At 39.8% G+C, this 22,692-nt stretch carries 30 protein-coding genes; 1 reads left to right on the top strand and 29 read right to left on the bottom strand.

Annotated elements, in window-relative coordinates; translation table 11 throughout:
• Positions 1 to 23 precede the first annotated feature (23 nt).
• The 29 genes from AB1467_03040 to AB1467_02900 form a co-directional block, all read right to left on the bottom strand.
• Complete coding sequence (locus tag AB1467_03040; protein MEW6295249.1) at positions 24 to 206, bottom strand: hypothetical protein; 183 nt, start codon at positions 204 to 206, stop codon at positions 24 to 26.
• Positions 207 to 211: 5 nt separating this feature from the next.
• Positions 212 to 886: a DNA alkylation repair protein gene (locus AB1467_03035; protein MEW6295248.1), complete on the bottom strand. Its 675-nt coding sequence runs from the start codon at positions 884 to 886 to the stop codon at positions 212 to 214.
• 214 nt (positions 887 to 1,100) lie between these two features.
• A complete protein-coding gene (locus AB1467_03030) occupies positions 1,101 to 1,316 on the bottom strand; it encodes an NUDIX domain-containing protein (GenBank protein ID MEW6295247.1) in 216 nt (71 codons plus the stop codon).
• Positions 1,317 to 1,322: 6 nt separating this feature from the next.
• Positions 1,323 to 1,637 carry a cupin domain-containing protein gene (locus AB1467_03025; GenBank protein MEW6295246.1) on the bottom strand — a complete coding sequence of 105 codons (315 nt, stop codon included), beginning with the start codon at positions 1,635 to 1,637 and terminating at the stop codon, positions 1,323 to 1,325.
• 14 nt (positions 1,638 to 1,651) lie between these two features.
• Positions 1,652 to 2,266, bottom strand: a complete 615-nt coding sequence (locus tag AB1467_03020) for a superoxide dismutase (protein ID MEW6295245.1) — start codon at positions 2,264 to 2,266, stop codon at positions 1,652 to 1,654.
• A 25-nt stretch (positions 2,267 to 2,291) separates the two neighbouring features.
• Entirely contained in the window at positions 2,292 to 4,733 is a 2,442-nt protein-coding gene (locus AB1467_03015; protein MEW6295244.1) for a copper-translocating P-type ATPase, read from the bottom strand.
• A 36-nt stretch (positions 4,734 to 4,769) separates the two neighbouring features.
• On the bottom strand, positions 4,770 to 5,390 hold the full coding sequence (locus tag AB1467_03010) for a hypothetical protein (protein ID MEW6295243.1): 621 nt from the start codon (positions 5,388 to 5,390) through the stop codon (positions 4,770 to 4,772).
• A gap of 30 nt (positions 5,391 to 5,420) precedes the next feature.
• Entirely contained in the window at positions 5,421 to 5,921 is a 501-nt protein-coding gene (locus AB1467_03005; GenBank protein MEW6295242.1) for a hypothetical protein, read from the bottom strand.
• A 10-nt stretch (positions 5,922 to 5,931) separates the two neighbouring features.
• Positions 5,932 to 6,876, bottom strand: coding sequence for a hypothetical protein (locus AB1467_03000; protein MEW6295241.1), 945 nt, complete (start codon positions 6,874 to 6,876; stop codon positions 5,932 to 5,934).
• Between the two features lie 7 nt (positions 6,877 to 6,883).
• Positions 6,884 to 7,381 carry a hypothetical protein gene (locus AB1467_02995; protein MEW6295240.1) on the bottom strand — a complete coding sequence of 166 codons (498 nt, stop codon included), beginning with the start codon at positions 7,379 to 7,381 and terminating at the stop codon, positions 6,884 to 6,886.
• A 15-nt stretch (positions 7,382 to 7,396) separates the two neighbouring features.
• Positions 7,397 to 7,558 (bottom strand): hypothetical protein, encoded by a 162-nt coding sequence (locus tag AB1467_02990; protein ID MEW6295239.1) that lies wholly within the window; start codon positions 7,556 to 7,558, stop codon positions 7,397 to 7,399.
• A gap of 12 nt (positions 7,559 to 7,570) precedes the next feature.
• On the bottom strand, positions 7,571 to 7,972 hold the full coding sequence (locus tag AB1467_02985) for a PCYCGC motif-containing (lipo)protein (GenBank protein ID MEW6295238.1): 402 nt from the start codon (positions 7,970 to 7,972) through the stop codon (positions 7,571 to 7,573).
• A 115-nt stretch (positions 7,973 to 8,087) separates the two neighbouring features.
• Positions 8,088 to 8,414 (bottom strand): hypothetical protein, encoded by a 327-nt coding sequence (locus tag AB1467_02980; protein ID MEW6295237.1) that lies wholly within the window; start codon positions 8,412 to 8,414, stop codon positions 8,088 to 8,090.
• Between the two features lie 28 nt (positions 8,415 to 8,442).
• The gene (locus AB1467_02975) at positions 8,443 to 8,691 is read right to left on the bottom strand and encodes a hypothetical protein (protein MEW6295236.1); all 249 of its coding nucleotides are present in this window, start codon (positions 8,689 to 8,691) and stop codon (positions 8,443 to 8,445) included.
• Between the two features lies 1 nt (position 8,692).
• Entirely contained in the window at positions 8,693 to 9,460 is a 768-nt protein-coding gene (locus tag AB1467_02970) for a hypothetical protein (GenBank protein ID MEW6295235.1), read from the bottom strand.
• 203 nt (positions 9,461 to 9,663) lie between these two features.
• Positions 9,664 to 9,882, bottom strand: a complete 219-nt coding sequence (locus tag AB1467_02965) for a hypothetical protein (GenBank protein MEW6295234.1) — start codon at positions 9,880 to 9,882, stop codon at positions 9,664 to 9,666.
• Positions 9,883 to 9,889: 7 nt separating this feature from the next.
• Positions 9,890 to 10,243, bottom strand: coding sequence for a cupredoxin family copper-binding protein (locus AB1467_02960; protein ID MEW6295233.1), 354 nt, complete (start codon positions 10,241 to 10,243; stop codon positions 9,890 to 9,892).
• A gap of 11 nt (positions 10,244 to 10,254) precedes the next feature.
• A complete protein-coding gene (locus AB1467_02955) occupies positions 10,255 to 10,767 on the bottom strand; it encodes a MarR family transcriptional regulator (protein MEW6295232.1) in 513 nt (170 codons plus the stop codon).
• Positions 10,768 to 10,780: 13 nt separating this feature from the next.
• A complete protein-coding gene (locus AB1467_02950) occupies positions 10,781 to 10,921 on the bottom strand; it encodes a hypothetical protein (GenBank protein ID MEW6295231.1) in 141 nt (46 codons plus the stop codon).
• 83 nt (positions 10,922 to 11,004) lie between these two features.
• A complete protein-coding gene (gene rbr / locus AB1467_02945; protein MEW6295230.1) occupies positions 11,005 to 11,589 on the bottom strand; it encodes a rubrerythrin in 585 nt (194 codons plus the stop codon).
• Between the two features lie 67 nt (positions 11,590 to 11,656).
• Positions 11,657 to 12,883 carry an ABC transporter permease gene (locus tag AB1467_02940; protein ID MEW6295229.1) on the bottom strand — a complete coding sequence of 409 codons (1,227 nt, stop codon included), beginning with the start codon at positions 12,881 to 12,883 and terminating at the stop codon, positions 11,657 to 11,659.
• 17 nt (positions 12,884 to 12,900) lie between these two features.
• Positions 12,901 to 14,148 carry a hypothetical protein gene (locus tag AB1467_02935; GenBank protein ID MEW6295228.1) on the bottom strand — a complete coding sequence of 416 codons (1,248 nt, stop codon included), beginning with the start codon at positions 14,146 to 14,148 and terminating at the stop codon, positions 12,901 to 12,903.
• Positions 14,149 to 14,161: 13 nt separating this feature from the next.
• Positions 14,162 to 14,890, bottom strand: a complete 729-nt coding sequence (locus tag AB1467_02930) for an ABC transporter ATP-binding protein (GenBank protein ID MEW6295227.1) — start codon at positions 14,888 to 14,890, stop codon at positions 14,162 to 14,164.
• A gap of 85 nt (positions 14,891 to 14,975) precedes the next feature.
• On the bottom strand, positions 14,976 to 15,725 hold the full coding sequence (locus AB1467_02925) for an ABC transporter permease (GenBank protein MEW6295226.1): 750 nt from the start codon (positions 15,723 to 15,725) through the stop codon (positions 14,976 to 14,978).
• Positions 15,715 to 16,695 carry an ATP-binding cassette domain-containing protein gene (locus AB1467_02920; GenBank protein MEW6295225.1) on the bottom strand — a complete coding sequence of 327 codons (981 nt, stop codon included), beginning with the start codon at positions 16,693 to 16,695 and terminating at the stop codon, positions 15,715 to 15,717. Before AB1467_02920 ends, AB1467_02925 begins: the two co-directional genes overlap by 11 nt.
• A complete protein-coding gene (locus tag AB1467_02915; protein MEW6295224.1) occupies positions 16,692 to 17,207 on the bottom strand; it encodes a MarR family transcriptional regulator in 516 nt (171 codons plus the stop codon). The genes AB1467_02920 and AB1467_02915 overlap by 4 nt, the downstream gene beginning before the upstream one ends.
• A gap of 95 nt (positions 17,208 to 17,302) precedes the next feature.
• A complete protein-coding gene (locus AB1467_02910) occupies positions 17,303 to 17,791 on the bottom strand; it encodes a GNAT family N-acetyltransferase (GenBank protein MEW6295223.1) in 489 nt (162 codons plus the stop codon).
• A gap of 4 nt (positions 17,792 to 17,795) precedes the next feature.
• On the bottom strand, positions 17,796 to 19,253 hold the full coding sequence (guaB, locus tag AB1467_02905; GenBank protein MEW6295222.1) for an IMP dehydrogenase: 1,458 nt from the start codon (positions 19,251 to 19,253) through the stop codon (positions 17,796 to 17,798).
• Positions 19,254 to 19,287: 34 nt separating this feature from the next.
• Positions 19,288 to 19,887 (bottom strand): hypothetical protein, encoded by a 600-nt coding sequence (locus AB1467_02900; protein ID MEW6295221.1) that lies wholly within the window; start codon positions 19,885 to 19,887, stop codon positions 19,288 to 19,290.
• 99 nt (positions 19,888 to 19,986) lie between these two features.
• Here AB1467_02900 and leuS point away from each other — a divergent pair, with 99 nt between their 5' ends.
• Entirely contained in the window at positions 19,987 to 22,677 is a 2,691-nt protein-coding gene (gene leuS, locus AB1467_02895; GenBank protein ID MEW6295220.1) for a leucine--tRNA ligase, read from the top strand.
• Positions 22,678 to 22,692 lie beyond the last annotated feature (15 nt).

The following is a 22,692-nucleotide window of genomic DNA, read 5'->3' as shown; positions in this document are numbered from 1 at the left end:
TCAAAAAAAATAATTTAAAAAAATTATATAAATTTTTTACTGGCTTTCCTAGCAGACCTATAACAACGTTTGTGCCAGTATTTTCCTGCCCACTTCTTGTCTGTTCCTGTGCCTCCGCACAGAGAGCATGTTTCAGAGTATTTTCCTTCTTGTTCTCCTGCTTCATCTTTTTGCTCTTCTTTTTTTCCTGAACCGAAAAATCCCATTTACTTCACCTCAACCTTTTTTGCACTGCCTTTCCAGTCAACTCTTTTATTGCATCAGAAGCAATCCATTTGGCGCTCTTGGAATTGATTTTAAGAATTTCCTTTGCAGTATTTATTGCCTCCTTGTTTAGTTTCTTGTTTCTTTTGCCTATCTGCCTTAAAGCCCAGCTGACTGCCTTCTTTACATAATTCCTTTCATCTGTTGACTGTTTTTTGATTAATGGCAGAAATTTAATGAAGTGTTCATCATTTAATTGTTTGCAATGCACTGCCATGCAGGCCATTAAAGCAAATCCTGCTCTTTTTATGAACTCCTCTTTTCTTGAACTCCATTCGACTGCCTTGTTAAACGCAAATTCTGTTTTGTCGAAGAGGTTCATGCAAACTTGGTCGCAGACATCCCAGGAATCAAATGCTTTCACCCAAGAATCCATCTGCTTTTCTGTTAGTTTTTCTTTTTCTTCAATCATTGAAGCAAGAATCCTTGCTTCGTGAATCCCTGAATCCCAGAGCTCTTGAGCCAATTCATGGTTTCTTCCAATTTCTTTAGCCAGCTTTCTTAAATCAGGAATTGTTACACCATAAGTATTCTTTGGGTTGATTCCAAAGCGAGCCATTCCCTCAACATTCTTGGGGTTGCCCAAAGACCTTAATTTTTTCAGTATTTCAGGCGAATTCATTTTATTGCCTTTTGAATTTTTTCTTCAGAAGGTATTCCTTGATAGTTTGCCTTGCAGGAGGTGTAAGATTAAGCTTCAATGAATCTTTCAATGAAATCCAAACATGTTCTTGGCCTTCAGGGCTTAATTTTACTTTTCTGGATTTTGTCTTGCATGAGAAATGAAAGAATATGAAATGCTTTTTCTTATAAAAGTGCTTTTCGAAAATGTATTCTCAAAAACGAACGAATTTAATGTTATAAACATTCAATCCTGTTTCCTCTTTTACTTCGCGCTTTACTGCATCTTCAAGTTTTTCCCCTGATTTTATGTGGCCTCCTGGAAATGTGTAATCGCCTTTCCACTTAAAAGATTTCATCAGGAAAACTTTTCCCTGCGGATTAAAGATAAACGCTCCAACCACTGGCTCAGGATATTTTTGTTCAGGCATATTCCATCACTTTTCTCCATACAACGAAAGAAAGAATGAAGTATTCTCTCTGGCTTTGAGCGCGTGGGCCGCATTCTTTGGAAGAAAAATCAGAACGCCCGGAAGCATTGAAATATTTTTTGCTTTGAGCTTGAATGAACCTTTGCCTTCAAGCACGAAAACAAAGCCTTCTCTTGCGGAGGTGTGCTCTGAAATTCGAGAGCCTTTAGCCATGCAGAATAAGGTTAAATCAATCTTCTTTCCTTTAATTAACTCCTTGCTCAGAATGCCTTCCCTCGGGTATTCAATTAAATCTCTAATGTTCTTCCAGCCTTTAATCATTTTGGTCTCTCTTTTTATTTCTTCAGCTCTTCCATTCTCTTGTTGGCTTCATTCCAGTTCACTATGTTCCAGAAGGCTTCAATGAATTTCGGCCTTTCATTCTTGTAGTCTAAGTAATAGGCGTGCTCGAAGACGTCCAAGACCAATAAAATTTTGAATGACGGAATCACGTTCACGTTATGCTTTTCTATCTGCATTATTATTGGCCTTTGGGTTTGCTTGTGGTAAGAGAGTGCCGCCCAGCCTGAGCCTTCAACTGAAGATGCTGCCTGAGTGAATTCCTTCTTGAATCTCTCAAAGCTTCCGAATTCCTTCTCTATTGCTTCAGCCAATGTGCCTGTTGGTTTTTCTCCTCCTTTTCCCACTGGTGTAAGATTCCCCCAGAATAATGAGTGCAGCAAGTGCCCTCCAATGTTGAATGAAAGCTCTTTGAGTGTGGCCTTCATGTCCAGGTCTGTGCCTTCCTTTCTTGCTTTATCTAGTTTCTCGAATACTGCGTTTGCTGCATTGACATAAGCTTGGTGGTGTTTCTCGTAATGAATTTTCAATTGCTGTTCTGAAATGTAAGGCTCCAAGTCCTTGAAGCCGTAATTCAATTTCGGCAGAACTAATAATTTATTTTGCTCCATTTTTTTATCGCCTCCTGTTAATTAATTATATTTTAATTTTTTTATATCTTTTCATTAGAAGAGAGTTTGAGACAACTGAAACAGAAGAAAAAGCCATTGCAGCCCCGGCAATCATTGGATTAAGAAGAATGCCAAAAGCATACAATGCGCCTGCAGCAACTGGAATGCCAATTGAATTATAGAAGAAAGCCCAGAAGAGGTTCTGTTTTATTTTCTTGAGTGTGTAATTGCTTAAGTCTATTGCTGTAATGACATCCCTTAAATCATTTTTTATCAGGACAATCTGGCCTGTTTCTAGTGCAACATCTGTTCCTGCGCCTATTGCAATTCCAATGTCTGCCTTTGCGAGGGCAGGAGCATCATTTATTCCGTCTCCTATCATTGCAACAATCCTTCCTTTCTTCTGCAGTTTTGCTATCTCTTTCTCTTTCTCCTGAGGCAGGACTTCAGCAAGGACATCATTAAGCCCTAATTGCTTTGCTATTGCGTTTGCTGTCCTTTTATTGTCTCCTGTAATCATTATTACCTCTTTTCCCATTTCATGCAGTTTCCGGACAGTTTCTTTTGAGAATTCTTTCAGGGTGTCAGCTACAGCTATGAGCCCGATAATTTTTTTGTTTAATGCAAGAAACATTACAGTCTTTCCTTCGTTCTCTAATGCTATTATTTTTTCTTCTGAGCCCGAGAAATTAATCCTGTATTTTTTCATTAAGTTCCTGTTTCCAAACAAAATTTCTTTCTTGCTGTATTTTGCAATTATTCCGTGGCCTGGGATTGCTTGGAATGATTGCGCTTCAGGAACTTTTATTTTTTCTTCTTTTGCCTTTGAGATAATTGCTTCTGCGAGTGGATGTTCTGAATTCTTCTCTGCAATTGCAGCATAACTTAAGAGCTCTTTCCTTTCAATTTTTCCTGTTGGGATAATGTCTGTGACGCTTGGGCTTCCTTTTGTGAGAGTGCCTGTCTTGTCGAATACAATTGTTGTAATCCTTTTTGCGTTCTCTAATGCCTCAGCAGTCTTGATCAGGATTCCATTCTCTGCTGCCTTTCCTGTTCCTACCATTATTGCTGTTGGAGTCGCAAGGCCTAAGGCGCACGGGCAGGCGATTATGAGGACTGCAATAAAGATGCTTAAAGAGAAAACAAATGTCTGGGAGAAAACAAGAAACCATAAGAGAAAGGAAATTATTGCAATTATTATTACTGCTGGAACAAAGATTGAGGAGACCTTGTCTGCAAGCCTTTGGATTGGAGCCTTGCTTCCTTGGGCTTCTTCCACTAATTTAATTATCTGGCTCAGAACTGTGTCCTTGCCGACTTTTGTTGCCTTGAACTTGAAGCTTCCATGCTTGTTTATTGTTGCCCCTATTACTGTGTCTCCCTTATTTTTTTCTACTGGAATGCTTTCCCCTGTGACCATTGATTCGTCCACTGAAGAAAATCCTTCAATTACAATTCCGTCCACTGGAATTTTCTGGCCAGGCTTAACTAACACAATGTCTCCTACTTCAACCTCCCTGATTGCAATCTGCAACTCCTTGCCGTTCCTGATTACTGTCGCAATTTTTGGTTGAAGGCCAACCAATTTTTTTATTGCCTCTGAAGCTCGGCCTTTTGTTATTGCCTCAAACCATTTCCCTAAAATAATAAAAGTGATTATTACTGAAGAGGTGTCAAAGTAAATATAATCTCCAAAGTAAGGGAGAAGAATTGCGAGTGCGCTGTAAATGTATGCTGCTGAAGTTCCTACTGCTATTAATGTGTCCATGCTTGCAGTCCTTGCCTTTAATGCAGAGAAAGCGCCTTTGTAGAATCTCCAGCCAACAATGAATTGCACTGGGGTTGCAAGAATCAACAGAACAATATTCTGGTATGGAATAATTACATTAAACCATTCAGGAAAGGAGAGGATGAATATTGGAATTGAAAGAATTAAGGAAAGCAGGAACAAGTTCTTCAGTAAATTGATTTCTTTTTTTCTTGCCTCTTTCTCCCTGTCAAAAAGTTCTTCTTCTGCTTCTGTTTCTTTTTCTTGTATTGGCTCATAGCCTGCGTCCTTTATTGCCTTCTTTATTTTTTCAGGGCTGATTATTTTAGGGTCATATCTTATTACTGCCCTCTCGTTCTGTGAGAGTTCTTTGGACAGAACGCCCCTAATCTTTAGGGAATTGCTTACTGTGCCAATGCAGTGCTGGTTGTCCATTCCAATTACTTTGAGCCTTAACTTGCTGGCTCCCTGCACTGCAACAGGCTGTGGCTCCTGCCTTATGGGCTTGTAGCCCAATTCTTCAATCACCTTGTTTATTTCTTCTTGGCTTGTAATGCCTTCATTGAATTCTACTGTTGCTTTCTCTGTGGCGAAATTCACGCTGGCAGAATTCACCCCCTTTAATTTCTTGAGCCTTGACTCTATGTTTTGAGCGCAGGAAGCGCAGTGCATGCCTGAAATAGGAATTACTTTCTTCATCATATCATTAGCTGCTGTTTTATTATTTATAGCTTATTATTTTTCTTCAATAATGGTGGCAGGATAAGTCTTGAATACGTCAAGGGACAAAATCTGTTCCTTTGAAGTCTTTGAAAGATCGCATTTCACATCGAAGTTATTGGGGGAAGAGAATTTTACTTCTGATACCCCATCCAAAGTCTTTAATTCACTTGAAATTAATGCTGCATGGCCTGAGCAGGGGATGTCCACCTTCAATTTTATCAGTGAAGCCTCAAGGCTTTTGTTCTCTGCAAAAGCAATTGCACCTGTTGAGGAAAGGTTGGGCGAAGAATCCACAGAAACATTTGCAAGCATTGGGAACAGCACAAAGAATAGCAGTAGGTTGACTCCAATAGTTGAGCCATACATTGTTGAAAGATATTTCCATTTCCTTTTCACTCCTGCCATGGAGAGAATGCCGTTTTTTCTGAGATACAATAATGCAGAGATTGTGGCAAAAGAAATGGAAACAAGGAAAAGAATGTAAAAAAAGTATTTATTCAAGAGCAGGGGCCTGAATAAATTTATGAGCACTGTCACTCCAAGAATTGAGCCTATGATGAATGCAATGCAGCCAATGTGTGGAATCAATCCGTAAATTATTCCTTCAAGAAAGGTCTTATTTTTTTTGTCCATATAAACTTCAATCCTAAAACATTTTATAATTTATTCCTTGCAGCAGTCAATCAGTTTTTTTATTACTGAACCGAATTTGTCCCTCCAGCTTTTTGCGTCTTTTGGCCCTTCAATCAATTCCTCGTTTTTTATTAATTTTAAGTTAAGGCTCCAGAACATTGTGTACAACTCAAACGCGTCCTGGAATTTTTGGTGCGCTTTCTCCCCCTCTTTTTTTGTGAGGTGCTTGTTGCCTACCTCTATAAGCCTCATGGAAGATGCAAGCAAATGCTTTGAAATGCACCATGTTTCACCTTCAGGCTCCCTTACAATTTCCTTCAAAAGCTTTTTCCTTAACTCCCGGACAGAATTCAGGAGCTCAAAATACTTCTTTTTTTCTGTCTTCATCCCGGAAAAATACAGGTGCTCTTCAATTGAAATCAAATTCATCAACGCAAGGCTTAGGTCTTCATCAGAGGAAAGGTCTATCTTTTCCTTTTCTTTCAGTTCATTGATTTTGCTCACTAATTCTTCGGCGCTTTCTATTCCCATTCTTTATTCCTCACATTAATTGCCAGACAAAAACCCTTTCAGGCACATCATAAATCCCTTTTATTACGAGTTTGATGGAAGAAGTTTTTTCTCCAAGCTTTGGGAAGGTCAGTATTCCTGTCCTATGGTGGCCTCCTGGAGGAGGGCCTTCCCATTTAATCGGATTGAAAGAATTTCCTTTATCGTCCTGAAGAACTGAAATTTTTGTTAGGTCGTAATCAAGAGAGCCCGTGTGCGTGTTCAAACCTATATTGAATCTAACTTCACTGCCAAAAGAGAAATCTATTGGGGTTACATCAACTGAAACTTCATTCTCATTGTTTGTTTTTGTGCCAAGATTGAATTGTGATGCTGATGCATTCTGGTTGTTTGAATTTACTGGAAAATTTTGAGGAATTGACGTGGGGGGAGGTGCAAGAAATGCCACAGAAACAATTATTGCAGAAAGAACTATAGCGGCATTCCTTGCCGTCTTCATGTCAAATTTGAAAAGCATTCCTGATAACTCTTTACTGAAAAGATTGTTTTTCTGGATTATGCCAAGCATTATTGTAATGCCCACAATATTAGAAAAAATTCCGAGAATTATAAAGGTAATCTGGTACTTCAACAAAAACAATGCAGCAGCAGAAAGCCCGAACAATACAAGCACTTCTGTAAGGTGGTGGGCGCAGCAGGCAACCATTGAGGCTGTAGAAATGCCTCCCGTTGCCGCAACTTCAGTTGTTGCAGCAGTAAGCCTTCTCTCGCGCAATGAACTTCTAATAAAAGAATACAATCCTATCTGAATTCCGAATCCTATTACTAAAGGAATAATCCAAGGCCATAACAGCAGGAATTCTTCGATTGCATGGCTGAATGAATTTGCAACTGTAAGTATGAGTATGTAAGCCAGAAGCATGAGCACTGAGGCGGAAAGCCCGATTATTATTGATTTTGAAGTTTCTTCTTGCATTTTAAATTCACACTGCAACAAGCCAGAACATGAGCGAAGCAATCAATAGGATTGCAAAAGTCAGGATTATGCTTTGGAATGGAAACAAAACCTTCTTGTTTTCTTTTTTGATTTCATTGCTTAAAATGAATCCAAGGTAAGTGAGAATGCTTCCTGAAACAATTCCTACAAAGAGCCTGTCAATTCCAAACAATGTTTTGTGCATTCCACCAAACAATCCTGCAAAATAGAATGGGACAAGAGTCATTACTAAAGCCAAGATTATTATTGAGAAAGTCTGCATTGGAATATATCTCTTTTTAAGAATCCTGTCAAACCACAAGGCTGTGGAAATAATGAATGCCCCAAGCCAGACTCCAACGATTGCGTCATCAACGCCATAAAATCTTGCGGCTGCTACTGCACCAGCTGCTGCCCCAGTGCATAAAGGGCAGTGAGCAGAAGCAAAGGACGCAATTGAAAGCAGAAGCACAAGAGAGGCAAACGCAATTAAAGCTTTATTCATTTTGCCACCTTAAAATTAACCGCAGCAACTTCCACTCTGGCCTGATTCTTTTGTTCCTGCCCCATATTTTTCCAAGCAGGCCTGAGAGCAAAACCATTTCCCCTGCTTTTCAATGCCTTTGCCTTTTTCTTGTGTCATCCCGCATACCGGGTCCTTCTTTTTTGAAAAGCCAAACATTTTTTTCACTTCCTAATTTATATATTTTGAAGAAATCTTCTGTTTTATGGCATCCTTGCTTAAGCCTTGGGCTGAAAGGGTTTTCACTTCAAGCGCATCATTAATGCACATATCGCAGTTTGAAGCATGGTCTTCAAAGGTTTTATTGTCTTCCTCCATAAAACAGTCCAGGAGGCCTCTGCTGTGAATCCTTCCGTTGTGCATGTGCTGCATGCAGCCGCAGAAGCATGGCACTCCATCAAGTTTTTCTCCTGAATTCTTTGCAAAGGTGTATGCTTCCTGTATTTTTTGGTTCTTTGCGGCAAAAGCAGGAAGATAACCTGAAACTGAAGTATTTTTTGAGGAAAAAATCATTAACATTAGAAAAGCAAAAAATAAAATAATTCCCATCAATACAATTTTACTTATTTTCATTTTTTTCACTCCAATTTTTTTCATTTTATTTTTTTGCCTGAATTAACAGGCAGTGCTGCAGACTAAAGGGTAGGGGTACTACAATTGGGCCTGCAGCTTTCTGCCGGTTAAGCATTCATCCCATCATTCCTTTCATGTGCCCGTTCATCATTGAATTCATTGTTCCATTCATCATGCTGTTGTGCATTGGGCATTCACCTGAATCCATCATTTCCTCGCACTCTTCATGCATTTCACTTAAGCCCTCCTGCTGCATTGCCTGCCCGCACGCTTTAGGCATGCTATTTGAATTCATCATCGCTGAATTTTTATTGTTGCCTTCACTGGAATTGTTTGGTGTACTGCTGTTGTTTAATGCTGCTGCAGCAGAACTTATGCCTAAAGCAAGCAAGAATGTAAGCCCTAATGCAAGGACCGCAAAATAAAATTCTTTTTCTGCCAAAAGAAATCACCTCCTTTAAAGCATAATTTCAGCAGCCTCCAACCATTGTCGGCACTGGCGTACTAGATTGTGAATTATTCGAGCCTGTGCTTGAAGTGCTGCTTGAGGTTTGCGCTGTACTATCCGTTCTTGGAGCTGAAGCCAATGATGTTTGGGCTGTTGCAAGGCCTCCTGAAGATACTTTGCTGTTTAATTCACTGATTTGAAACGCATTGAGTATTATTACAAAAGCCGTTGCAACAAGCACTACAACCAGAATTATCTGCAGATTCTCCATTTTAACAACCTCCTACCATTGAGCTGCCTGAAGACCCTTTTTCAATGCCCCTGTACTTGTTTGAAGCCAGATTGATGTAATTCAACTGAATTCCTTTCTCCTGCAATATCTTTGCTTTTTGTGTTATCTGACCTGGGAAGAATAAAGTCTTCCATTTTCCCAGTTCTTCAAGTATTTGGTCGTCAGTATACTGGCTTGCGTGGTTCTTGAGCAGGTATTTTGCTACGCCTCTCATTGCAAAGCTGTGAGCGCAACCGCAAGCTGCATCCCCTGCCTTGTATTTGCCTGAATCTGTAGTGAAAATAATTGACTGTGCACCGCAGCAGTATTCGCATGATATCTGCCCTGTAATTTTAATGTATCTTTGCAATAGGTCTCCTGAAAGCTGTATTTGATTGTCAAGGGCGCCTAATTTTCCTATTGTTTCATCTGCTTTTGCTGCATTGCTTGCGCTTACATCATCAAATGAAACCCCTAATTCTTTTCCGTATATTGCCGGAACCCCTTTTGGTATTACGTCGCTCAATAAGGCCGTGCTGTTTGATGTAGTGTTTGCTGTACTATTTGCCGCATTACTGGTTGAAGAAGCAGCTGTCACAAGGCCTGTTGTTGCTTGAGTGGTTTTAAGGCCTGTTATTGCTGAGGTCATTGAATTGATCTGGAACGCCTGGAACACTATTACCACAAGCATTACTGCAATTATTCCCGCCAGCAAAATAGAAAATTGCGATTTATTTTCTGTTTTTTCTCGGGTTTTTTCTCCTGTCATTTTTTTTACCTCTCTGCTCTTTTTTTTCAATTGATTAAATTGATTATTCTTAATCAATTGACAGACATAATGCTGCTGAAACAGCTTATATAAGAAGGTATGAAACTAGTTTCAAGCCCTGCTTAAAATTTTTCAAAGCCTTTGCTTTGAAATAGTTTCAGTGGTTTGTTTCAAACCAAACTTTTTTTATTATATTATTCTAATTAAAAATAGGCCAGTATTCCTAATGTGCCGTGGATTACCACCAAAATTATTGAAATTACTGCCATTCTCGGGTGCCAGTTAAAAGGAATTTTTCTAATGCCTTTTTTGTTTAGAATTGCTATTGATGCCGTAAACAAGAAAGAAAGCAAAGTGAGAATGCCCGAGTACATTATTAAAGGCTTGCCAAAAATTGGGAAATAGGTTATATTTTCAAGCATTTTTTTATTACCCCACAATTATTGTGCCCTTCATGAAAGGATGGGGCCCACAGACGTAATCAAAAGTTCCTTTGTCATTAAATTTAAATTCAAATTTATCCCCCTTACTCAAATTTCCGGAATTAAAATTATGTGACTTAATTGTGTGTATAACAGAATCTTCATTAACCCATGAAACAGTTGTTCCTGCCTTAACAGTAAGGGTTGAAGGATTAAAAGCAAAGTCTTTGATTGAAACACTGCTTCCCTGGTTTCCTGGTGCTGGAGTTGGAGGGGGATTCTGGTTGTCCTGCTGTTGAATGCAGCCAATCGTAAGAATTGCAATTAAAAGCAGTGAAATTATAAAAATTATTTTTTTCATTTTTTTCACTTTTAGTGTTTTAGTATAACCACATTGGTCATGCCCCTTCTTTTTCTTTCCACTAAACCCTGGCCTTCAAGCTTGTCAAGGACTCTTGTGACCTTTACTTTATTGAGCCCTGTTTTTTCTACTAGGTCTGACTGGAATATTGTACCTTTGGCTTCAATTATTTTTTCAAGTATGCCTTTTTCGTCAGCATTCATTCCGTTCAAAATCTTCTCGTAATTTTCTTTGGTTATGTTATTCATTTCAAGCTGCTGCTTTATTGTCTTGATCTTGGTTCTCGTGATTATTTTTTCTTCTTGCCCGAAGAAAATCAGGTATAAGCCGATTATTATTATGAAAGCCATTACCCCTATCCCAACATTGGTCTGGAATTCTATTGTGCCCCACATAGGGCATGTTGGGCCGTGAACGCAGGTAGAATTTACTATGGTGGTCATAGCCTGATTAAAGGAAAAAACAATGAATCCTATAAGCAATGCAATCCCAATTATTATAATTCCCACAACCCTGTTCCTCATAAAATTATCTCCTTTAAGCCCTCTTTGGCGTGTCCCAGTAAGGGCTCTTGCAGTAAGGGCAAACCCTGGGCAGCTCCTTTTCCATTCTTGGAACCCACTTATGACCGCATCTCTCGCACTTGAAGCCTTCCTGAATTATTTTAACCTTATGCACAAACCCACCAAGTATATTACTACACAGTATATTATTTACAGATAAGTTTATTAATTAATTTCTTTCATCAACCAAATTTTCTTTCAGTATTCTTCGCATTTTATTTGGTAGAAGGATTTTGCGTGGTCGCATGCAGGGCATTTTGCTGGAGGCTCTTTTCCGAAGTGCATGTAGCCGCATTCCCTGCACACCCACCATGCTTCCTTGTCTTTCTTGAATACTGTTCCTGCTTCTACTTCTTTTAAGAGCTTCCTGTATCTTTCTTCGTGATGCTTTTCTGCTATTGCAATGGATTTAAGCCTTGCTGTAATTGCAGGAAAGCCTTCTTTTTGTGCTGTCTCGGCAAACTCTGGATACATTTTTGTGTTCTCATAGTTTTCGCCTGCTATTGCTGCCTTAAGGTTTTCTGCTGTTGTGCCAAGAATTGTTGGAGCTGAAGCTTCAACTTTTATTTCATTTAATTCCTCTTTGCTCCCTTTCTTTAATTCGTTTATTGCCTCAAACAGTCTTTTGGCGTGCTCTCTCTCGTTGTCTGCTGTTAAAAGGAATATTTCTGCTATCTGCTCGAATCCTTCATTTCTTGCAGCCTTTGAGTAAAAGCTGTACCTGTTTCTTGCCATGCTTTCTCCAATGAATGCCTTAGTAAGGTTTTGGATTGTTTTATTCATTTTTTTATCCTCTCCTAGAAAATTATAATTAATTATTATGAACTAAAAATTAAATTGCGTTCCTTTTTTATTCGTATCTTAATGCTTCTACTGGATCAAGCCTTGCTGCCCTGCGGGCTGGATACAAGCCTGAGGCCATCCCCACAAGCATTGCAAAGGCTAAAGCCCCAATTGCAAGTGCAGGAGTTACTGCTACAGGGATTGTTGTTCCTAATGCTGTTGAAGCAAAAGAAATTATAATTGAAATAAGGAACCCTAAAATTAACCCAATTATTCCTCCTATCAACCCAATAAAGCCTGATTCAATTAAGAAGATTGAAAGGATTTTTGAATTGGTTGCTCCTATTGCCTTCATTACGCCTATCTCTCTTGTCCTCTCCATTACTGACATGAGCATTGAATTCATTATTCCAATGCCTCCTACAAGAAGAGAGATGCTTGCAATGCCGCCCAAAAATAGGGATATCAATCCTAATACTATTTTAATGCTGTCAAGTATCTGCTGCGCTGTATAAATAGTGAAATTTTTTTCTCCGTAGCTTTTGGTCATTATCTTGTCAATCTTGTCTTTGACTGCGTCAACTTCTTCTTTCTTGAAGGTTTTCACGAACATCATTATTGGAGACTCAGTGTTCAATGCAGCCTTCATGGCTTTTTCTGTTGTGAATATTGTGGTTGAAACATTTGGGCCTCCGCCTCCAAAGCTTTGAGTGGTTTCTTTTACTATTGCTATTACCTTGAAATTCTTTCCGTTAATAATAATGTTGTTCCTCAGGTTTATTTCCTTCTTGAATCCCTCTTTTGCCAATTTCTCCCCTATTACTGCAACATAAATATCACTTGACTGCAAGTGCCTGCCTTCAAGGAGTTCCATGAAGCCTGTTGCCTCCATGTATTTTGCTTTTTTTGGGTCAATGCCTATAACTGCAACAGCTTGTTTTTCTCTTTTAAATTCTGCTGGAGAATAAGCGCTGTAAATTGGAATTACTGCTTCCACCCCGGCAATCCCCTCAATTTTTTTTATGTCAGAGTCCTTTATTGTATTCAATGATGTTCCTGAAACTGCACTTCCTCCTGCACCAGTAATGCTTCCCGGAAGCACAAAAATAGTGTTTGAACCCAATTGCTCGAACTGCTGTGTCACTGAAGCATTCAGGCCGTCTCCAACTGACACCAAGGCAACAATTGCAGCAATGCCTATAATGACTCCTAACAGGGTCAGGTAAGTCCTTATGCCCTGGTGCCTTAAATTCTGCAAGGCTACGCTGAATGTCTCAAAGTCAAGCAACTGCATTTTTTGATTCAACCCGCTTACTTCTTTTTTCTTCTGCGCCAGAGGAATACAACAATAACCAGAATTACAATTACTATAATTGCCGGAAGCAAAATGCTACCACCACCCTGGCTTAAGGCTTGCGCTTGGCTTTGAGTAAGGACTACTAATGGAATGCCTTTCTCCATTTGTTTGGGCTCAAAAAATGAATTCTTGTAGTATGCTGTAAGCTTTAATTCATTTTGCCCTGGCTTCAAGTCCTTGTTGAAGTATACTGTTGTGCTTACTGTGTCAGAGTCATCTGATTCAAGGCTTCCAATAAAGAACTTGGTCTGGTCAAAGCTTCCAATGTCATTTCCATCCAGTTCAATTATGATGTTGTGCGCTGCAACAGAGCCGACATTGAAGATGTTGAAGGTTATCTCTGAAGTGCCTCCAGGAAAAGCTTTTGGGCTTATGGAATCAATTGTCAAGTCCAATGCAGGGTCCTCTACTACCCTTACCCCAACATATCTTGTTGCAGTGTATTCAGTCCTGTTCTCGTCATACCATATCAGTTTTATTGGGACAGTATACAATTTTGCTTCGCTTGAGGTTGAAGCGCTCACAACAATCTTAACTGAAGCTGTTTTCCCAGTATCAATCGACTCAAGATAGCTCAGAGAGCTTCCTAAAGGGGTTATCTGCCTTTCAACTACCACTCCAGTTGTTGTTACAGTCCTGTCCTCTGTTGTGCCTGCAAGCACATTGATTGCCTTTGCTGCACCAATATTCTTCAATTTCAATTCTACTTCTGTTTTCACTCCAGGCTTTAATTCAATTACAGAGCTTTCAATTAATTCAATTTGAGGCTTTCTTGCAAGAATTGTTATAGTGTATTTTGTTTCCTTGCTTATTTGCCCTTCATCCCCAATCCCAAAAAATATATTGTAGTCTGCATTCAAGGCATCTTTTGCCACATTAATCCTGAATGCAACCACCGCACTGTTCAATGGCTCAATGTCTCCTAAGCTCCTGAAAGAGCTTTCATCTGAAGGCAGGTAAAAAGGATAGCTTGTAGGCCTGTCGTTCTGCACATCAGTCAGAACAAGGCTGAACACCGCATTCTTTGCAGTGCTTGTTGTAGTGTTTTTCACGTGAACCCAGAGCTTTATCTCCTTTCCTGGCATTGCAGGGCTTGGATCATAGCTCACTGACTCAATGTTCAGGTTTGCTGCATGCATTAAAGGCATCAGTGCAACCATTACTATTGCAATTGACATTATTGCAAGAAATTTTTTGTTCATGTTTCAATTCCTCCTATTGTCTGTATTTTCCTCTTTTTTTTGCTTTTTTGTTATGGTTTGATTCGCTTTCCAGTATTTTTCCGTCCTTCAAGTGGAGGATTTTTTCAGCCCTTTCAGCCACATATCTTTCATGTGTCACCATCAATATTGTCTTGTTCAATTTCTCGTGCAATTCGTCTATTATTTCCAATACTTTTTCGCCTGAATTTGAGTCCAGGTTTCCTGTAGGCTCGTCTCCAACAATGATGTCAGGCTCTACAGCCAAGGCCCTTGCTATTGCCACCCTCTGCCTCTGGCCTCCTGAAAGCTCTGAAGGCTTGTGCTTTATTCTGTCACCCAATCCAACCATCTTCAGTTTCTTTGAAGCAATCTCTTTTCTCTTGCTTAATGGAACTCCATTAAACCATAAAGGCAGCATTACATTCTCTAATGCGCTAAGCCTGTTTATTAGATTGAATGTCTGGAACACAAAGCCAATTGTCTTGCCCCTCACTTTAGCCAATTCAGAGTCATTCATCTTTGAAGTGTCCTTTCCTTTAATTATAATCCTGCCTTTCGTGGGCCTTGATAGGACGCTCAAGACATCAAGCAAGGTTGTCTTCCCTGAACCGCTTGGGCCCATTATTGCAATGTACTCTCCCTGCTCTACAGAAATAGAAACATTATCCAATGCGTAAACCTTCTGCTCCCCCATCTCATATATTTTTGAGACTCCTTCCGCTTTGATTATTGGTTGAACCATTAAAATCTTTCTCCTGCGTTATGTTTAAAATTGAATTTGTTTCTGTGTAGTGGTAAAATTATTTTTTGCATAAATAACCTTATGTTCAAATGCTAGTTTTATTGAAAAGGAAGCCTGCAATTCCCAAGGCTGCAGCCAGCATTACAACTAAAACCCCAATATCAACCATGATTGGAATTGAGCCTGCCCCTGTAATCATTGTCCTCAAGGCGTCAACGCCATAGCTCACAGGATTCAAGGAACTTAAGTCCTTCAGCCATACAGGCATTTTTTCCATTGGAAACAAGGCGTTTGAAAGAAAGAACAAAGGCATCATTATGAGGTTCACTATCAGCTGGAATGTCTCAACCTCAGTTATGACTGAAGCAAAAGCAATCCCAATTGAAACTATTAGGGTTGCAAAAATTCCCATGATAATTATTGCAAATAACGCGCCGTGCAGTGTGGGGGCAGTCAATCCCAACAGTATTCCAAGCACTAAAATGAGTATTCCTTGGGTTACAGATGTTGTTGCTCCTCCTAAAGCCCTGCCTATTACAATTGTTGTCCTGCTGGTTGGAGCCACAAGCAATTCTTTCAGGTATCCTAATTCCCTGTCCCAGATAATGGAAACCCCGGCAAAAAGCGAATTGAAGAGTATTGTCATTCCAATGATTCCAGGCAGGATGAATGCCTGGTAATTGAATTCAGGAATTAATGCCCCAATGCCTCCACCTAATGCAATCAGGAAAAATAAAGGCATGCCAAGGCTTCCTATCATTCTTGACTTTGAGTTAGTGAATCTTTTCACTTCCCTCAGCCATACCGCGTATACTTTGCTTAATTCAACGGCCATGGCTCATCATTCTCCTCTTGAAGTCTGACTGCACATTGCTGTCCTCCCTTATGTGCTCTCCTGTAAGCTTAATGAAAACGTCCTCAAGGCTTGGAACATGCAATTCCACGTTCTCTATTTTTATTCCCTCTTTTTCTGCAAGGCTGATTATGGCAGGAATCTCCTTGCTGCCGTTCTTTACCTCAAAAGAAATGCTGCCCTCAGAAATCCTTTCATGAGAGCCAATGCTCCTGTTTTTTATTATCTCGCCCAATTTCTTTGGATTAGAATTTTTTATTGACAATACCTGTCCTCCGACAATCTTCTTAAGGTTTTCCGGAGTATCCAAAGCAACAATCTTTCCGTGGTCTATTATTGCAATCCTGTCGCACAAGGCATCTGCCTCTTCAAGGTAATGGGTGGACATCACAATTGTAATTCCCTCTTCCTTGAGTTTCTGGATGTATCCCCACATGTGTCTTCTTGTCTGTGCGTCCAGGCCTAAAGTAGGCTCGTCAAGGAAAAGTATTTTCGGGGTGTGCATTAAGCCTCTGGCAATCTCAAGCCTTCTCCTCATACCCCCAGAAAATGTTTTCACAAGCTTTTTTGACCACTCGGAAAGCTCACCAAATTCCAATACCTCTTCTATCCTGCTCTTTCTTTCTGCGCCAGGCATGTCATACAGCCTTCCGTGAATGTCAAGATTATCATAAGCGCTCAGCCTGTTGTCCAAGGTCTGGTCCTGGAATACAATCCCAATGCTCTTGCGCACTTTTTCAGGGTCATGCATTATGTCAAAGCCATTGATTTTTGCTGTACCGCTTGAAGGCTTTAGTATTGTGGTAAGCATGTAGGTTGTAGTGCTCTTGCCTGCGCCGTTAGGCCCTAAGAACCCGAAAAGCTCTCCTTCTTCAACTGAAAAGCTTATGCTGTCCACTGCAGTAAAGCCATTGAACTTTTTTGACAGTGAAACAACCTCTATTGCGTTCAATCTTTTTCCCCTCTCTTTTTTTTGCCGTTATTTACTGAGCACAGAATTTTTTTTGAGAGCCCTGAATCCTCTGACATTCCGTCAACAAGCTCGCATAAAATCTGAATAAGCTGTCCTGTCTTCTTCCTGCCTATTTTTGACAAGACCTTTACAATTAAATCGTCCTTGTGCGCGAAATGAATTTTTGAAATAATCTTCTCTCCCTTCGGCGTAAGGGACAATGGATTCCTTCTCCTGTCTTTAGGGTCAGCGCTCCTGACTATAAGGCCGTCTTTTTCAAGGCAGTCTATTACAGGCACAAGCGTTGCAGAAGCAATAAATAATTTCTGGCTTAATTCGCTTATAGTGAAGTCATTGCTGGAAATAATCTTGAGGACCCCTAATCCTAAAGGGTTGACTTCAATTTTTTCTGCTTCAAGCCTTTTTTTCAGGTTATGCATTGCCAGCCTTCCCATTATGCCAGCAAGCATCTTCAGCTTCATGGCATCATCTTCAAATTCATTCTTGCCCAAAGAAACCACCAAAAAACAATTAGTATACTAATAATTAGGAGCCTATATATATTTAAAGCTTTTTTTTAATTTCCATAAAATATAAAGTAATTTAATTAAAGCTTTTTTCTCATTTCTATGTGCTGGTCAAAGAAGCCCCATTTCTTGTATATTGAATGCGCTTTGGTGTTGTCGCTCCATAAGGCAATTGAAGCATGCTTTAATCCTTTTTTCTTGAACCATTCAATTGCTTTTTCCTTGAGTTTAGAACTTATATTTTTGCCCCTAAATTCTTTTTTCACGAATAAATCGCTTATATAGCCAAATTTCTCTAATTTATAGATAGGAATGTTTTCTTTAATGAAGATTAGAGTATAGCCTGCAGGCATGCCATCCATTTCTGCTAGAAATACAGCAGAATTCTTTGATTTAAGGTTTTTTTTCAAGAATTTCCTAAAGATTGAGTGGGAATTTTTCTTTAATTCTATCCAGGGTTTCAGTTTAGGATTTCTTTTCAAAAGATCATTAAGGTATTCCATGAATTCTTTCCATAAGCCGACAATCTTTTTTGCATCATCTAAATTAGCTCTTCTTATTTTAATCATTCTTTTACCTTGAATAATTAGGGCTTTCCTCTGTAATGGTAACGTCATGGGGGTGGCTTTCGCTTAAGCCTGCCTTGGTTATTTGATTGAATTCTGTTTTTGTCCTTAATTCAAGAATGCTTTTTGCTCCGCAGTAGCCCATTCCTGACCTTAACCCGCCTAATAGCTGGAATATTACTTCCTGCAGGCTTCCCTTGAATGGAACAATGCCTTCAATTCCTTCTGGAACCAGCTTCTCTTTCTCTTTCACGTGGCCTTGGTTGTATCTGTCGCTTGAGCCCTCGCACATTGCCCCAATAGAACCCATGCCCCTGAACTGCTTGAATTTCCTGCTGCCTACAAAAACCATTTTTCCAGGGCTTTCATCTGTCCCTGCAAATAAGGATCCGATCATTACAGAATCTGCTCCTGCAGCAATTGCTTTGGTGATGTCGCCTGAATACTTTACGCCTCCGTCTGCGATTAACGGAATGTTTGATTCCTCGCATGCCTTAGAGCATTCTATTACTGCAGTAATTTGAGGCACTCCAACGCCAGAGATAACCCTTGTAGTGCATATTGCTCCAGGTCCTAATCCTATCTTTACTGCGTCTGCTCCTGCTGAAATCAATGCCTCTGCTGCTTTTCTTGTGGCAATGTTTCCTGCAATCAGTTCCTGTTCAGGAAAGGATTTCTTTGCTTTCTTTACTGCCTCAATTACGTTCTTTGAGTGGCCGTGGGCTGTATCAATTACAATTACGTCTGCTTCTGCTTTTATCAACAGCTCCATTCTGTCAAAGTCTTTTGGGCCTACTGCTGCGCCTACAACAAACCTTCCTTCGCTGTCCTTGTTTGAGTCAGGGAACTTCTCCCTGTTCTCAATGTCTTTCACTGTAACCATTCCAATTAGCTCACCTTTCTTGTTAGTGAAGGGCAGTTTCTCTATCCTGTGCTTGTGCAGGACTTCTTTTGCTTCCTCTACTTCTGCTATATGGTCAACTGAAATGACCTCTCTGGTCATTAATTCCTCTACTTTCTTGTTCATGTCTGTTTCAAAAAGCATGTCTCGCTCGGTAATTATTCCAACAAGCTTTTTTCCTTCTGTTACAGGAAAGGAGGAAACACCAAATCTTGCCTGCAATTCAATTATTTTTGCAAGGCTGTCTTTAGGGCTTACAGTAATAGGCTTTTTTACAACCCAGTACTCTGCGTGCTTTACTTTCTCTAATTCCGCAACCTGCCTTTCAACGCTCATGTTCTTGTGAATAATTCCAATGCCCCCCTCTTTTGCCATCCCAATAGCCATAGAGCTTTCAGTCACAGTATCCATTGCAGCGCTTGAGAGTGGAATATTTAATTTGATTTTTTTTGTGAGCCTAGTGCTCAGGTCAACGTCTTTTGGAAGGACTTCACTATAGCCCGGGAGAAGCAGTATGTCATCAAAGGTCAAAGCAATTTCGCTGCCTAAATCCTTGAACCTCATATCCATTAATTCCAGAAAAAAGAATTTAAAACAATTAGTTTTTACCCAAAATTTTCCGGGTGATTTCCTTCCAGGAATGCGCTCTTGTAATCCCTGCAGGCAGTTTTTTGGAATGATTCCATGGGCAGTCAAACAATAAGACCTTTGTTTTTTCTGAGGAGCATGCAGTTGCTTCATCCAATGAGTCTTCAATTAAGAGACCAACATTTAATTCAGAGCAGAGCCTTGATTTTATTAATGAGTTTTCTTTATTGAAAGATTTTTTCGTGAAATAACTGCTTGTGAAATAAATTGTAGAGAATGATTGAGGAAAATATTTGCTTACCCATTCCTTTGTGTCTTCATAGATGTCTTCCTGCCTTGAGGTAATCACAATCAATTCGTTTTTGCGCCCTAATTTTTTCACGCCTTCTATTGCGCCTTCAACAGGCTTAATGTTTTTGAAGTATCTGGTTTTATGGAATTCAATGACCTTATTTATTCCCTCTTCTCTTGAACAGCCCAATGCTTCCCAGAGCCCATAGGACTTTATTTGATTTCTCTTAAGTTTTGTTCCATATACAGCGTTATGGAATTCAATGAAAGATTCAATGAATTCAGCCAATACTTCATCCAAGTCTATTGCAATCAGCATATAGGAAAAGGGTTCCCAAAATCATTTAAAGATTTGCTTTAAAATCATTTACCCCTTAATTATTTTTAATTGCGTTTGATTTTATTTTTGTGGTGTGAAATGAGCGAATTCAATTTCAGGGAAATGGAAGAGAAATGGCAGAGGGAATGGGAGAAAGCCGGAATTTTTGAGGTGAAGGAAGACAAAAAGAAAAAGAAGTTCTACATGCTTGAAATGTTCCCTTATCCTTCAGGCAAACTCCACATGGGCCACGTGAGGAATTATTCCATTGGGGACTCAATCGCCAGATTCAAGAGAATGCAGGGCTTCAATGTCCTTTACCCTATGGGCTATGACGCTTTAGGGCTTCCGGCGGAGAACGCTGCAATAAAAGAAAAGGTCAACCCAAAGAAATGGACTTATGAGAGGATTACAGAAATGAAAGGACAGCAGAAAATGCTTGGGTTCAGTTATGACTGGAGCAGGACTTTCGAGACCTGCGACCCTTCATACTATAAGTGGAACCAGTGGATCTTCCTTAAATTGTACGAGAAAGGCCTTGCGTACAAAAAAAAGGCTTCAGTGAATTACTGCCCTAAATGCAATACTGTCTTGGCAAACGAGCAGGTCATACAGGACAGGTGCTGGCGCTGCAAGAGCGGAGTAGAATTGAAGGAGTTAGAGCAATGGTTTTTTGCAATAACCAAGTATGCTGAAGAACTCCTTGAAGGCCTAAAAAAACTGGACGGCTGGCCTGAAAAAGTAAAATTAATGCAGGAGAACTGGATTGGAAAGAGCAAGGGAACAGATATTTACTTCCAAATAAAAGACTCAAAGGACAGGATTGCTGTTTTCACTACAAGGCCTGACACAATTTATGGAGTAACTTATTTGGTATTATCTCCAGAGTACCCTAAAGTAAGGGAGTGGGTGAAGGGAACAAGATACGAGAAAGAATTGAATGAATTCATAAGGGAAGTGAAGAAGAAGAGTGTAATTGAGAGGGAAGAGAAAGAGGAAAAGAATGGCTTGTTCATTGGAAAACACTTCATCAACCCAGTGAATAATGAGTCCTTTCCTATTTATGTTGCAGACTATATTGTTTCAGAGTATGGTTCTGGTGCAGTAATGGCTGTTCCTGCCCACGACCAAAGAGACTTTGAGTTCGCAAAAAAATATAAGCTTCCAATCAAAATTGTAATTCAGCCGCAGGGAAGAAAACTGAATGAAAACGAAATGAAGGAAGCCTTTGCAGGAGAAGGCGTAATGGTTAATTCAGGGAAATTCAATGGGATGGAAAGCAGTAAAGCAATTGAAGCAATATCTGATTTCCTTGAAGAAAAAGCTTTAGGTAAAAGGAGCGTTCAATTCAGGCTCAAGGACTGGCTTATTTCAAGGCAAAGGTATTGGGGCACCCCAATTCCAATAATTTACTGCGAGAAATGCGGCGTTGTTCCAGTGCCAGAAAAAGATCTTCCTGTTCTTCTGCCAGAAAAAGCAGAATTCACTGGAGAAGGAAATCCATTGGACAAAGTGAGGGAGTTCATTGAAACAAAATGCCCTAAGTGCGGAGGAAAAGCAAGAAGGGAGACAGACACAATGGATACTTTTGTGGATTCAAGCTGGTATTTTTTGCGTTATACTTCCCCCAAGTCAAGTAAAATTTTTGATAAAGAGAAGGCAGAATATTGGATGCCTGTAAGCCAGTACATTGGAGGCATAGAGCACGCTACTGGTCACCTTATTTACGCTAGGTTTTTCACTAAAATTTTAAGGGACCTGAAATTATTCAGGTTTGACGAGCCTTTCGCCAGGCTTTTAACCCAAGGCATGGTATTGAAGGACGGAAAGGCAATGAGCAAGAGCTTAGGCAATGTTGTAAGCCCTGAAGAGACAATGAAAAAGTTTGGCGCAGATGCAACGCGCTGTTTTGTGCTTTTTGTGAGCAGTCCTGAAAGCGAGATGGAGTGGAACGATAAGGGGATAGAATCCATTTACAGGTTCTTGAACAGGGTACAAAGAATTGCACTTGAATTAAAGGAAGCTAAAAAAGGAAAAGAAAAGGAATTGAACAGGAAAAGCAGGCTGCTCCAGTCAATTACTCACAGAACAATTAAAACTGTAACAGGGCATTTGGAGGGAATTGAATTGAACAAGGCTTTAATGCAGTTAATGCAGTTTGAAAGCCTAATAGAAAAATGCAGGGACGAGTGCAATAAAGAAATTTTGAATGAAGCAGTGAAGGTCTTGGTTTTGATGCTTGCGCCTTTTGCTCCGCATTTATGCGAGGAATTATGGAAGGAATTGAGAGGGGAAGGATTTGTTTCCTTTGCGCAGTGGCCTGCTTTTGACGAAAGGAAAATTGACGTGAAAGCTGAGGCAGAACAGGAATTGATTGAAAGGACAATAGAGGACATCAAGAGCATCCAGCAGTTAATAAAAAAAGAGAAATTAAGCAAAATAACAATTTTTGCTGCAGAGAAATGGAAGTGGACTGCACTCAAAAAGATTTTTGAGTTAAAGAAGGAAGGGAAAATGATTTCTTACAGCGATGCAATGAAGGCGGTTCTGGAAGAAAAGGAAGTCAAAGACAAGGCAAAAGAGGCAGCACAATTCGTTCAGTCCATCACAAAGAAAGTGAATGAAATGCGGGAATTAATTAAATTGGACGAATTCAATGCCCTCAAGGAAGCGCAAGGAGAAATAGAAAGGGAATTCGAGTGCAAGGTTGAAATAATCAAGGCTGAAGCATCAAGAGAAGAGAAAGCAAGGAGAGCCCTTCCACTAAAACCTGCAATCCAGTTGAGTTGAATTTAATTTTCAGCA

This window comes from Candidatus Diapherotrites archaeon (assembly GCA_040755695.1).
In the GTDB taxonomy this organism is placed as follows: Archaea; Iainarchaeota; Iainarchaeia; order Iainarchaeales; family 1-14-0-10-31-34; genus JBFMAK01.
Note: the sequence above shows the minus strand (reverse complement) of the source record. Positions and strands in the feature narration are given on the sequence as shown.